Below are 13668 nucleotides of genomic sequence, written 5' to 3'. Positions count from 1 at the left end.
TAATTGAAAATCGAAATAGTGTAAAAGTGACATGATAATTTTGATTTTCTTTCAATATTATTTTGTCATTTTTTATTTTTTAACACACTCTGGGGTGCTCTAAGGAGCTAAATTTTCAATAATATTTGTTCGGTTTATCTTTTGTTACTTAGACATAGCTAGTGAGATTTATTTTATCTGTATTGTTATAGTATGGGTGATTAGAACACATATTGTGTGAAATTTTACTGATAAGGGCAATCAGGATAGTGGTTTAGAGGGGGGATTTGATGGATAATAAAGAAGCGCTTTACACTTTTGGAATAGGGGAAAATTTCCATATTCAACAGTATTTTGGGGTGCATTGTGATCACCAAGAGGATAAAGATGGCTATGTTTTTAGAGTTTGGGCACCAAATGCAGAACTTGTTCAGCTGATTGGTGACTTTACAGAGTGGCGCAATGAACCGCTTCAAATGACTAAAAATGAAGCGGGAGTTTGGGAAGTTTTTACGGACTTACCCAAGGAAGGACAACTTTACAAGTATTTAGTGACACGAAAAGGTGGTCAAGTTGTTGAAAAAATGGAACCAGTAGCGCTCTACTTGGAGGAACGCCCAGGGACTGCGGCTGTTGTCAAGAGCCTTGAGGATAAAAAGTGGAAAGATGGTCTTTGGATGGGACGCCGTAAACGCTTCGGTTTCAAACAACGTCCGGTTAATATTTACGAAGTCCATGCCAATTCATGGAAAAAGGATGAAACTGGAAAACCTTATCAGTTTAAAGAGTTAAAAGAGGAATTGATTCCTTACCTAGTGAAAATGAATTATACCCATGTGGAGTTCATGCCGTTGATGGCGCATCCCTTGGGGATGAGTTGGGGCTACCAGTTGATGGGGTATTTTGCCTTCGAGCACACTTACGGGACACCGGAAGATTTTCAAGATTTCGTAGAAGCTTGTCATCAGAACAATATTGGTGTTATCGTTGACTGGGTTCCAGGACATTTTACACAAAATGACGATGCCCTAGCTTATTTTGATGGGACGCCAACTTATGAATATCAAGATCATCATCGCGCCCATAATTACCGTTGGGGAGCATTGAACTTTGACCTTGGTAAAAATCAAGTGCAGTCTTTCTTGATTTCAAGTGCCTTGTTTTGGATTGAGTTTTATCATATTGATGGTATCCGTGTTGATGCTGTCAGCAATATGCTTTATCTAGACTACGATGATGGACCATGGTCGCCAAATCAATTTGGGGGAAATCGTAATATTGAAGGCTATAATTTCCTTCGCCGTCTTAATGGGATTGTCAAGTATCATCACCCAGACGTTATGATGATTGCTGAGGAATCAACAGCTGCAACACCAATTACCAAACCGCTTAGTGAGGATGGCTGTGGTTTTGACTATAAATGGAACATGGGCTGGATGAACGATATCCTCAGATTCTTTGCAGAAGATCCTATTTATCGTCAATATGACTTTAACTTGGTCACTTTTAGCTTCATGTATGTATTTAATGAAAACTTTATCTTACCATTTTCACATGATGAAGTTGTTCACGGCAAAAAAAGCATGATGCACAAAATGTGGGGAGACCGCTATAACCAGTTTGCGGGATTACGTACCCTTTATACTTACCAGATTTGTCATCCGGGTAAAAAATTACTCTTTATGGGGTCGGAATTTGGTCAGTTTTTGGAATGGAAGTATGATCATGAGTTAGAATGGGGAAATCTTGATGAAGAAGATAAACTCAACTTAAAAATGCAAGGTTTCACCAGCCATCTCAATCAATTTTATAAGGAGCATAAAGCTCTATGGCAGATTGATGATTCCTATGAAGGACTTGAGATTATTGATGCCGATAATACTGCGGAATCTGTCCTATCTTTCATTCGTAAGAATGACAAGGGAGATATGTTGATTTGTATCTTTAACATGACGCCGGTTGAACGTAGAGATTTTACTATCGGTGTACCGGTTGCGGGCATCTACGAAGAAGTTCTTAATACGGAGTTAGAGGCTTTTGGTGGCGTTTGGAAAGAAGGTAATCCAAATGTTCGGACGCAGACTGGACTTTGGAAACACTATCAAAACACGCTCACTTTTACCCTTCCAGCACTTGGAGCAAGTATCTGGAAAATTAAACGTCGTTTGAAAAAATAAACCTAAGAAAGGAAAACTACATGAAGAATGAAATGTTAGCTCTGATCCTCGCCGGAGGACAAGGAACTCGTCTTGGAAAATTGACACAAAGCATTGCAAAACCTGCGGTTCAATTTGGAGGACGCTATCGTATCATTGATTTTGCACTTTCAAATTGTGCAAATTCAGGCATTAACAATGTAGGTGTTATTACACAGTACCAACCCCTAGCTTTAAACAGCCACATTGGAAACGGATCATCATGGGGACTTGATGGTATTAACGCGGGAGCTACCATTCTTCAGCCTTATTCAGCGACTGAAGGAAATCGTTGGTTCCAAGGTACTAGCCATGCCATCTATCAAAATATTGATTACATTGATAGTATCAATCCAGAATATGTTTTGATTTTGTCAGGCGATCATATTTACAAGATGGATTATGATGATATGCTCCAAACCCATAAAGATAATTATGCTAGCTTGACAGTTGCCGTTATTGATGTTCCTCTCAAAGAAGCCAGTCGCTTTGGTATTATGAATACCGATTCAAATGACCGAATTGTCGAGTTTGAAGAAAAACCAGCTGAGCCAAAATCAACTAAGGCATCCATGGGGATTTATATCTTCAATTGGCAACGTCTTCGTACCATGTTGGTAGATGCAGAAAAGAATAATGTTGATATGTCGGACTTTGGTTCGAATGTCATTCCGGCCTATCTTGAATCGGGTGAACGTGTTTATACTTACAACTTCCAAGGTTACTGGAAAGATGTAGGTACCATTGAATCACTTTGGGAAGCCAATATGGAATATATTGGTGAAGACAATGATCTTCATAGTCGTGATCGCTCATGGAAAATCTACTCCAAGAATTTGATTGCGCCACCAAACTTTATTACTGAAACTGCCGATGTCAAAGATTCATTGGTTGTGGATGGCTGTTTTGTATCTGGAAAAGTTGAACATTCCATCCTATCAACTAATGTTCAGGTAAAAGAAGGTGCTGAAATTAAAGATTCCTTTATCATGAGTGGCGCCATTATCGGTGAAGGTGCAAAAATAACCCGTGCCATTGTTGGTGAAGGTGCTAAGATTGCTGAAGGCGTTGTTATTGACGGAACGGATGAAGTTCAAGTTATTGGTTATAATGAAGTAGTGGGGGTACCAAATGAAGATTGATAAATATTCTGCGATTCTTGGAAGCACAATTGGCTTTCATGAAATGGAAGGATTAACAGCTGAACGACCATTAGCTAGTTTGCCATTTGATGGTAAATATCGTCTGATTGACTTCCAACTTTCTAATCTGGCAAATGCAGGTGTGCGTAGTGTTTACGGTATTTTCCGTGGGCAAAATGTCCGTTCCATTTTTGACCATATTCGTTCAGGACGTGAATGGGGGCTGAATACTTTGCTTAGCCACTATTTCCTTGGCTTTTACAATGCAAGTATCGGTGAAGAAACTGCTGATAAAGATTATTACGATCAAATTTTAACTTATCTCAAACGTTCTGGTTCAGACCAAACCATCTACATGTCTTGTGATATTCTTTGTAACATTGATTTAGCGCAAGTTATTCACCTTCATAATGCCAATAAGCGTAACATCACAGTTGTTTATAAAAAAATGCCAAAATCTGATGTATCTGCGGCAAATGATATTTTAGAAATAGATGATAGTGATACAGTAACTGGTCGTAGAGATGGTCTCACTGGAGAAGATTTTGAAAAGATGTCAGCTGGTATTTATGTTGTTAATACTCCTTGGTTGATTGAGCAGATGGAGAAAGAGGCTGAGGTAGCAGAACCACGCAAATTGCGCTTCTTACTACGTGATTTGACTATTACCTCCAACGCTCTAGCTTTTGAATATACAGGCTATCTTGCTAATATCTCGTCGGTAAAATCGTACTACGATGCTAACATGGATATGCTAGATACACAAAAATTCTATTCATTACTTTATTCAAATCAAAAGGTTTATACCAAAGTTAAAAATGAAGAATCCACTTATTTTGATGTTACTTCTACTGTTAAAAACGCTCAGTTTGCTTCAGGTAGTATCGTAAAAGGTAATGTTGAACATTCTATTGTTTCACGTAACTGCCAGATTGACAAGAATTCACGAGTTGTGAACAGTGTGATTTTCCCTAAAGTAAAAATTGGAGAAGGTGCAATTGTTGAGAACGCCATCGTTGATAAAGGTGTTACCATCGCTGCGGGTGTCACTATTCGTGGAACTCAGGAAAAACCAGTTGTTATCGCCAAGGCTAGTGAAATTGTTGAGGATATTGTTGGATGAAAATAATGTTTGTTGCGGCAGAAGGAGCCCCTTTTGCCAAAACAGGCGGCTTAGGTGATGTTATTGGAGCATTGCCTAAGTCACTTGTTAAAAACGGAAATGAAGTAGCAGTTGTCTTACCCTATTATGATGTTGTAGATGCTAAATTTAGTGGGGAAATTGAAGATGTCCTGTATTTCTACACTTATCTTGGTTGGCGCCGCGTTTACGTCGGTGTCAAACGTATCGTACGTGATGGAGTGACCTTTTATTTTATCGACAATCATGATTATTTTTTCCGTGGGCATGTTTATGGAGATTGGGATGATGGCGAGCGCTTTGCCTTCTTCCAAATAGCTGCGCTTGAATTGATGGAGAAAATTGACTTTATTCCTGATATTCTTCATGTACATGATTATCACACTGGAATGATTCCTTTCTTGTTAAAAGAAAAATATCACTGGATAAATGCTTACAAGGATATTAAAACGGTCTTTACTATTCATAATATTGAATTTCAAGGTCAATTCGATCCGGGAATGCTTTGGGATTTGTTCGGTGTAGGTTTTGAGCGTTATGCTGATGGAACTTTGCGCTGGAATGACTGTCTTAACTGGATGAAAGCAGCGGTACTTTATGCAGATCGTGTAACGACTGTATCGCCTTCTTATGCCGAAGAGATCAAGACGCCTCAGTTTGGTAAAGGTCTTGACCAGATTATGCGTATGGAGTCAGGTAAGTTATCAGGGATTGTCAATGGAATTGATACAGAGCTTCTCAATCCTGAAACAGATCCTTATTTGTTAGCACACTTCTCTGCTGACGACCTTTCGGGCAAGGCCAAAGATAAAGCTGCGCTTCAAGAGCGCGTTGGTCTGCCTGTGCGTGATGATGTGCCTTTGATTGGTATTGTGTCTCGCCTAACGGACCAAAAAGGTTTTGATCTCGTGGTCAATGAATTAAACAACATTTTACAAAATGACCTGCAAGTTGTCGTTCTGGGAACAGGTTATGCAGATTATGAAAATGCTTTTGCTTGGTTTGGACGTAATTATCCTGAAAAATTATCTGCTAACATTACTTTTGACCTTGAATTAGCTCAGCAAATTTATGCAGCATGTGACCTCTTCCTTATGCCTTCAGCCTTTGAACCATGTGGCTTATCACAAATGATGGCTATGCGCTACGGAACGTTGCCGTTGGTACATGAAGTGGGTGGCCTGCGTGATACAGTAATTCCTTACAATCGTTTTGATAAAACGGGAACAGGTTTCACCTTTAATAATTTCTCAGGCTACTGGTTAACGACGACTCTAGCCTTTGCATTAGATGTTTACTATCATCATAAAGAAGATTGGCGAGAGTTACAACATAATGCCATGACAAAAGATTTTTCATGGGATACGGCTAGTCTCGCTTATGAACATCTCTATAAAGGTCTAAAATGATGAAAAATTAATTGTGACAAGGAACTTTGTGACTAGAAGAACAAGTGTGACCTTTAATCGGGAAGAACTTGTTGTGCCGTGGGTGCAGTTAGCGGTATCGTGATTAATGACGCTAGCTTCTTTCTCGCAGAGTTTCTTTGTTTGACATTTCTCGAGAACCAAGATAGAAGACACATCTTGATGTTTAATCGCTCATACTCTTCGAAAATCAAAATTATCCGTTGTCAACTTGCCTTGATGAACTCAAGTTCTATCGTCGGCTTCGTTTCCTAGGCTACTTTTGATTTTCATTGAGTATCAATTAAATTTTTAGCCTCGTATTCAGTGAGACCTATAGTTTTTTAGTTTGTTTTAGTACTGGGCAACGAGCCGCAGGTTGCTAGAACAGCCTCTAGGCTGTTCTAGGTTGGAAATAAGACATGCGAAGCAAGTCACTTTCGTAAAGTACGGCAAAGTGAGTTCAAACAATCCAGTGGAGTGTTTGAAGTTGGAGATAAGGAAACGGAGTTTCCTCTTACGTTGAAGTAATCAAAGATAAACTAATTGATTATAAAACTAGATTTTCAATTTGTCTCAGTTAGTAGTAGCGTTATTTTATAGCTTTGATCTAAAGCAGTGTGAGAAGCTATTATGATTGTCTGTCTTGATTCTTGTACGAAAAGGAGTTCGGCTCTACGTTGAAGGCTAAGCATTTATCAAAATAAAATGTGTCTGTCCAGTGCAGCTATATTGAATATGAATAAAAGAAAGGACTTTTATGCAACTTACAAAAGAACAATTTATACGTGATTTCAAAGATACACTTCACCAAGAGCAACTGGTAAAAGTGCCTGCTGCAACACCATCGGAACTTTTTACAACTTTAGCAAAATTAGTTCGTAAGTACTATACCAAGACATGGATTGACCGTAATCACAATTTATCTGACAAGCAACAAAAAATTGCTTACTATTTCTCGATTGAATTCTTACCAGGACGTATGTTGGAAACGAATCTTTTGAATTTAGGGATTTTGGATCTGGTTAAGGAAGGGTTTGCAGACCTAAATGTTGACTTTGAAGCAGTTAAAACAGCAGAGCATGACATGGCTCTAGGTAATGGTGGGCTTGGACGGCTGGCTGCTGCCTTTATGGACTCGCTTGCAACAACCGGTTATCCAGGCTTTGGGAATGGGCTCCGCTATAAATACGGACTTTTCAAACAACGAATCGTAGATGGTTATCAGGTTGAATTGCCTGATTCGTGGTTCGGTTCTATTGGGAATGTCTGGGAGGTGCGTAAAGACCATGACATCGTAGATGTCAAATTATTTGGAAATGTCTATCTCAAAGCTGAAGAAGGGAAATTAGTACCAGTTTATGAGGGCGCGCAAGTACTCCGTGCCGTACCTTACGATGTGCCACAAATTGGTTTTGAAAATGGAGTAATTAACAATCTTCGCCTTTGGGATGTTGAAATTCCAGAAGAGTATGAATTGGATTATCCAACGATTGATGCACTTCGTAGCGTTCGTGACATCACTTCGACCCTCTACCCAGATGATTCTAATTATGAAGGTAAGCAGCTTCGACTTGTTCAAGAATACTTTATGACAAGCGCTGGTTTGCAAACCATTATCAAAACTTACCTCAAACAAGGTCTGCCACTTGAAAATATCCATGAAAAAGTATCTGTCCATATCAACGATACTCACCCTGCGGTGGCACCAGCAGAGTTTATGCGCCTATTGGTTGATGAGTACGGCCTTAACTGGGAAGAAGCATGGAATGCAACTGTGAAAACTATGTCCTACACGAATCACACCATTCTTTCAGAAGCTCTTGAAAAATGGGATGCCGAGTTATTCAAAAAAGTTTTGCCACGCGTTTACCAAATTGTCCTTGAAATTGACAACCGATTCGTTATTGAAATGGCGCAAAAAGGCATTGATCCAGCGATTATCGAAAATACTCGTATCGTGAAAGACAACCAAATTCATATGGCTAATCTTGCCATTATCGGTGGTCACTCTGTCAATGGTGTTGCCAAGCTTCACACAGAACTCCTCAAAGAAGATACACTCCACGATTTCTACACCCTTTACCCAGAAAAATTCAATAACAAGACAAATGGTATCGTGCAACGTCGTTGGACACAAATCGCGGCTCCAGAATTATCACATGCTATTGATCAAACCATTGGGACACAATGGCGTAAAAATATCCATGAACTTCGTAAGTTGAATGACTTTGTTGATGATAGTGCGGTACTTAATAGTTTTTACCAAGTCAAGCAAGATGCTAAAGCACGTCTTGCAGCCTTCATCAAGGAATCAACAGGTGTTGAAGTATCAACAGAAGCTATCTTTGACGTGCAAGTCAAACGTCTTCATGCCTATAAACGTCAATTGCTCAATGTGATGCACATCATCAAGCTCTATAACGATTTGAAGGACAATCCTGATAAAGATGTGGTGCCTCGCGTCTTCATCTTTGGAGCTAAAGCAGCACCTGGGTACCACTTTGCCAAATCTGTTATCAAGATTATCAATGAATTGGCAAATCTTGTAAACAATGATGAAAGCATTCAAGGCAAACTAAAAGTTGTCTTCTTGGAAAATTATCGTGTCAGCCTTGCTGAAATCATTATTCCAGCAGCTAATGTATCTGAGCAAATCTCATTAGCATCCAAAGAAGCATCAGGAACATCTAACATGAAGTTTATGATGACAGGTGCTATTACTTTGGCAACCTTGGACGGCGCTAATATTGAAATCAAGGATGAAGTTGGTGATGATAACATTGTTATTTTCGGTATGGATAAAGATGATGTTTATCGTCATTATGCTGCTCATGATTATTATTCACGTGGTGTTTATGAAAACAACCCAGTCATCAAGCGTGTGGTGGATAGTTTTGTTGATGGTACTATTCCAAACATCCAAAATGAAGGCGTGGAAATTTACGAAGCTCTCATCACTCACAATGATGAGTATTTCTTGCTCGAAGACTTCCCAGCCTACGTTGAAGCACAAGAACGCATCGATGCGCTTTACCGTGACCGTGAAACATGGTCTCGCATGTCTCTGCGAAATATTGCCAATTCAGACAAATTCACTTCTGATGATACCATCACAGAATACGCTGAAGAAATCTGGCGTCTAAAGAAATAACGTCTAAGAGATTGTAAAGAGGGCAGGTTAAGAGACAACTTATCTGCTCTTTTTGTAGTTTGGGTAATTTTCAGAAAACAATGTTATAAAATCTAACATCATGGTCTATAAAGGTTAAAGAAAATTTAAGAAAGCGCACTCAAAATGGGGAAATTCGTTGACTTTATTGAAAAATAGGACTAAAATAGCAAGGTAAAAATTTTTTAAAGGAGAATTCATTATGTTGAATTTAAAGATCTTGGCACTCGGTATTGCCGTTCTAGGCGTTAGCCTTGGTGAAGGGATTTTGGTGGCTAATATTGCAAAATCTGCTGCACGACAACCAGAAATGTACAGTAAGTTACAAACACTTATGATTATGGGGGTAGCCTTTATTGAAGGTACTTTCTTCGTTCTACTTGCGTCAACTTTCTTTGTCGGATAAAACGATTAAGAATTTATAAAAAAGAAGGAGGGGGTAGAGTTGGAAACTTCTGTAAATCCTACAATGGAATTTTTAGGGGTGAAATTCGACCTAACCATTCTCGCTATGTCCCTCTTAACTGTACTTTTGACATTTCTAATTATATTTTGGTCAAGTCGCAAGATGCAGCTAAAACCAAAAGGTAAGCAGAATGTTTTAGAGTGGATATATGAGTTTGTTCAGGGAATTATTAAACCCAATCTTGGACGCTATACTGGTAATTACAGTCTCCTCTTCTTTGGCTTATTCTTCTTCTTACTAATTGCAAATAATATTGGCTTAGTAACAAAACTTGAAATTGGGGATTATAACTTATGGTCTTCTCCAACTTCGAATGTGGCTTATAATTTTGGTTTAGCTTTGTTAATCGCCATTATTGTTCATTTTGAAGGTATTCGTAAAAATGGTATCAAAAAATATCTAAAAGAATATTTGTCGCCAACACCAGTTATGCTGCCGATGAACCTTCTTGAAGAATTTACTAATGTTATTTCGCTGACGTTACGTCTGTATGGTAATATTTTTGCTGGTGAAATTGTTCTGAGTTTATTGACTAGCTTTGCGCATTATAGCCCAATTGCTTGGCCGGTGGCGTTCATATTGAATGTCCTTTGGACGGGATTCTCAGTCTTTATTTCAGCTATTCAGGCATATGTATTTGTCATGTTATCGTCAACCTACATTGGTAAAAAAGTGAATCATGAAGAAGAATAAAGGAAAGGAGAAAGCATATTATGTCAACTTTGATTAATGCTACAAGTCTTGGTAATATTATTATCGTGACAGGCTCTTTTCTTCTTTTGCTTGTTCTTGTCAAACTATTTGCCTGGGAGCAAATTACAGGAATATTTGCAGCACGTGAAGAAAAGATTGCAAATGATATTGATGGTGCAGAAAATGCACGTCAAGAAGCAGAAACTTTGGCACAAAAGCGTGAAGTTGAATTGTCACAAGCTAAAGCGGAAGCTGGTCAAATCGTAGAAGAAGCCAAAGAGGCAGGAAATCATAAGAGTGAACAGATTGTCGCAGAGGCTCGCGATGAAGCGACTCGTTTAAAAGAAAAAGCAAGTCAAGATATTGAACAAAGTAAAGCAGAAGCTCTTTCTAGTGTTAAGGAAGAGGTTGCTGACTTGACAATCCTTTTAGCTGAAAAAATCATGACAGCTAACCTTGATAAGGAAGCGCAAAGTGGCTTGATTAACAGTTATCTTGACAAACTAGGAGATGCCTGATGACAAATAAGGAACAGGCTCTAATTGAGCAATATGCAAAAAGTCTCGTAGAAGTAGCTTCAGAGAAAAACTGTATCCCAAGTGTTCAAAGCGATATTCTAGCAATACTCAATGTTTTTGAACACACGGAATTAAGTAAAACTTTAGCTAGTTTGGCTATTCCACGAGAAGAAAAAGCGACATTGGTTAGGTTACTTCAAGAGTCTAGTTCAGTTTATCTAAACAATTTTCTTGAGGTAATTTTGCAAAATGAGCGCGAAGTCTATCTTCAAGCAATCTTGCGCGGAGCTTTGGTAGAAATCGGGCGTATCACAAATGAGTACGATATTGTTGTAACAACAGCAGTGCCTTTATCTGATGAACAAAAGACACGTATTCGTGAGACTGTTGCTCGTAAATTCGATGTCAAAGCGGGACGTTTGATTGAGAAGATTGATCAGTCTATCATTGGTGGTTTTGTCATAAATGTTAATAATAAGGTGATTGACGCAAGTATTCGTCGTCAATTGCAACAAGTAAAAATGAATTTAAAATAGAAAGTGGTGTGACTTTTGGCAATTAATGCACAAGAAATTAGCGCTTTAATTAAAAAGCAAATTGAAAACTTCCAGCCAAATTTTGACGTCACAGAAACTGGTGTCGTTACCTATGTGGGTGACGGTATTGCGCGTGCTCGAGGACTTGATAATGCCATGAGTGGGGAACTTCTTGAGTTTTCAAATGGTGCTTACGGTATGGCACAAAACCTTGAGTCAAACGATGTTGGTATCATTATCCTTGGGGATTTTTCAGCTATTCGTGAAGGTGATGAGGTTAAACGTACTGGTAAAATCATGGAAGTGCCAGTTGGTGAATCTCTTATCGGTCGTGTTGTCAATCCGCTTGGTCAGCCAGTAGATGGACTTGGAGAGATTGTAACAACAGCGACTCGCCCAGTTGAAACGCCTGCACCAGGTGTTATGCAACGTAAATCAGTTTCTGAACCTCTCCAAACAGGTTTAAAGGCTATTGATGCCTTGGTTCCAATTGGACGTGGCCAACGTGAATTGATTATCGGTGACCGTCAAACAGGTAAAACATCAGTTGCGATTGATGCTATCTTGAATCAAAAAGGTCAAGATATGATTTGTATCTATGTGGCTATTGGTCAAAAAGAATCAACCGTTCGTACACAGGTTGAAACGCTTCGTAAATATGGAGCACTTGATTATACAATCGTTGTAACAGCCTCGGCATCACAACCATCACCACTGCTGTATATCGCACCTTATGCTGGTGTTGCAATGGCAGAAGAGTTTATGTACAATGGCAAACATGTTTTGATTGTTTACGATGATTTGTCAAAACAAGCTGTAGCTTACCGTGAATTATCCTTGCTTCTTCGTCGTCCACCAGGTCGTGAAGCTTATCCGGGGGATGTTTTCTATCTTCACAGTCGTTTACTTGAACGTTCAGCTAAGGTTTCAGATGCTCTGGGTGGTGGCTCAATTACAGCCCTTCCATTTATCGAAACGCAAGCTGGTGACATCTCAGCCTATATTGCAACAAACGTGATTTCAATTACTGATGGACAAATTTTCTTGCAAGAAAATCTCTTCAATTCTGGTATTCGTCCAGCCATTGATGCGGGTTCGTCAGTGTCGCGTGTTGGTGGGTCTGCCCAGATTAAGGCTATGAAGAAAGTTGCCGGTACCCTTCGTCTTGACTTGGCTTCTTACCGTGAACTTGAAGCTTTTACGCAATTTGGTTCTGACCTTGATGCTGCAACTCAAGCGAAATTAAATCGCGGTCGTCGCACAGTCGAAGTATTGAAGCAACCACTCCATAAACCACTTGCTGTTGAAAAGCAAGTTGTCATTCTTTATGCATTGACACATGGTTTCTTGGACGATGTTCCAGTTAATGATATTTTGGCCTTTGAAGAAGCTTTGTATGATTATTTTGAAGTTCACTATGAATCAATCTTTGAAACGATTCGTACTACTAAAGATCTTCCAGAAGAAGCAGTGTTGGATGCTGCAATCCAAGCCTTTAAAGATCAAGCGAATTTTAACTGATAGGAGGGTTTATTATGGCAGGCTCTCTTAGTGAAATTAAAGCCAAAATTGTTTCAACGCAAAAAACCAGCCATATTACTGGTGCTATGCATATGGTTTCTGCTAGTAAACTGACCAAGTCAGAACAAGCTGCTAAAGATTTTCAAGTCTATGCAACTAAAATCCGTCAGATTACAACGGATCTCTTGCATTCAGACTTAGTCCACGGTTCCAACAATCCAATGTTGGCGACGCGTCCTGTCAAAAAAACAGGTTATATCGTTATCACATCTGATAAGGGTCTTGTTGGTGGTTATAATTCTAAAATTCTCAAGGCTATGATGGACATCATTGAAGAATATCACAATGAGGATGACTACGCTATTATATCTATCGGTGGTGTGGGTTCAGACTTTTTCAAAGCTCGTGGTATGAACGTTTCTTTTGAACTCCGAGGGCTTGAAGATCACCCATCTTTTGAGCAAGTTGGACAAATTATTTCCCAATCTGTTGAAATGTATAAAAGTGAACTCTTTGACGAACTTTATGTGTGTTATAATCACCATGTCAATAGTTTAACGAGTCAAGTACGTGTGCAGCAGATGTTGCCAATAGGAGACTTGGATGTTGAAGAATCTGAAGCTCCGGCATCAGCTAATTTTGAATTGGAACCAAATCGTGAAGCTATTTTAGAACAACTCTTGCCTCAATATACAGAAAGTATGATTTACGGGGCTATCGTTGATGCTAAAACGGCAGAGCATGCTGCTGGAATGACAGCTATGCAGACTGCTACAGATAACGCTAAAAATGTTATTAACGAGTTGACTATTCAATATAACCGTGCACGCCAAGCAGCCATTACGCAAGAAATCACAGAGATTGTTGCGGGTGCAAATGCGTTGGAATAAGAAAAGTGA

11 protein-coding genes are annotated in these 13668 nt (G+C 39.2%); all 11 read left to right on the top strand.

Going from position 1 to position 13668, the window contains the following annotated elements:
- Positions 1-269 precede the first annotated feature (269 nt).
- The 11 genes from glgB to ABZ559_RS10210 all read left to right on the top strand — a co-directional run bounded on the left by glgB (position 270) and on the right by ABZ559_RS10210 (position 13659).
- Positions 270-2156, top strand: coding sequence for a 1,4-alpha-glucan branching protein GlgB (glgB, locus tag ABZ559_RS10260; protein WP_367006283.1), 1887 nt, complete (start codon positions 270-272; stop codon positions 2154-2156).
- Between the two features lie 20 nt (positions 2157-2176).
- Positions 2177-3316 (top strand): glucose-1-phosphate adenylyltransferase, encoded by a 1140-nt coding sequence (locus tag ABZ559_RS10255; protein ID WP_018375026.1) that lies wholly within the window; start codon positions 2177-2179, stop codon positions 3314-3316.
- The gene (gene glgD / locus ABZ559_RS10250; protein ID WP_367006281.1) at positions 3306-4439 is read left to right on the top strand and encodes a glucose-1-phosphate adenylyltransferase subunit GlgD; all 1134 of its coding nucleotides are present in this window, start codon (positions 3306-3308) and stop codon (positions 4437-4439) included. The genes ABZ559_RS10255 and glgD overlap by 11 nt, the downstream gene beginning before the upstream one ends.
- Positions 4436-5866 carry a glycogen synthase GlgA gene (gene glgA / locus ABZ559_RS10245; protein ID WP_321058105.1) on the top strand — a complete coding sequence of 477 codons (1431 nt, stop codon included), beginning with the start codon at positions 4436-4438 and terminating at the stop codon, positions 5864-5866. The genes glgD and glgA overlap by 4 nt, the downstream gene beginning before the upstream one ends.
- Before the next feature lie 757 nt (positions 5867-6623).
- Positions 6624-9017 (top strand): glycogen/starch/alpha-glucan phosphorylase, encoded by a 2394-nt coding sequence (locus tag ABZ559_RS10240; RefSeq protein WP_367006279.1) that lies wholly within the window; start codon positions 6624-6626, stop codon positions 9015-9017.
- Between the two features lie 220 nt (positions 9018-9237).
- Complete coding sequence (locus ABZ559_RS10235; protein ID WP_003064078.1) at positions 9238-9441, top strand: F0F1 ATP synthase subunit C; 204 nt, start codon at positions 9238-9240, stop codon at positions 9439-9441.
- A 39-nt stretch (positions 9442-9480) separates the two neighbouring features.
- Positions 9481-10194, top strand: a complete 714-nt coding sequence (gene atpB, locus ABZ559_RS10230; RefSeq protein ID WP_367006278.1) for a F0F1 ATP synthase subunit A — start codon at positions 9481-9483, stop codon at positions 10192-10194.
- 20 nt (positions 10195-10214) lie between these two features.
- Entirely contained in the window at positions 10215-10712 is a 498-nt protein-coding gene (atpF, locus tag ABZ559_RS10225; RefSeq protein WP_018375031.1) for a F0F1 ATP synthase subunit B, read from the top strand.
- Positions 10712-11248 carry a F0F1 ATP synthase subunit delta gene (locus ABZ559_RS10220; protein WP_367006277.1) on the top strand — a complete coding sequence of 179 codons (537 nt, stop codon included), beginning with the start codon at positions 10712-10714 and terminating at the stop codon, positions 11246-11248. Before atpF ends, ABZ559_RS10220 begins: the two co-directional genes overlap by 1 nt.
- 15 nt (positions 11249-11263) lie before the next feature.
- On the top strand, positions 11264-12769 hold the full coding sequence (atpA, locus tag ABZ559_RS10215) for a F0F1 ATP synthase subunit alpha (protein WP_018375033.1): 1506 nt from the start codon (positions 11264-11266) through the stop codon (positions 12767-12769).
- Positions 12770-12783: 14 nt separating this feature from the next.
- Positions 12784-13659: a F0F1 ATP synthase subunit gamma gene (locus ABZ559_RS10210; RefSeq protein ID WP_367006275.1), complete on the top strand. Its 876-nt coding sequence runs from the start codon at positions 12784-12786 to the stop codon at positions 13657-13659.
- Positions 13660-13668 lie beyond the last annotated feature (9 nt).

Source organism: Streptococcus sp. ZY19097, from assembly GCF_040731245.1.
GTDB classification, from domain to species: Bacteria; Bacillota; Bacilli; order Lactobacillales; family Streptococcaceae; genus Streptococcus; species Streptococcus orisratti.
Note: the sequence above shows the minus strand (reverse complement) of the source record. Positions and strands in the feature narration are given on the sequence as shown.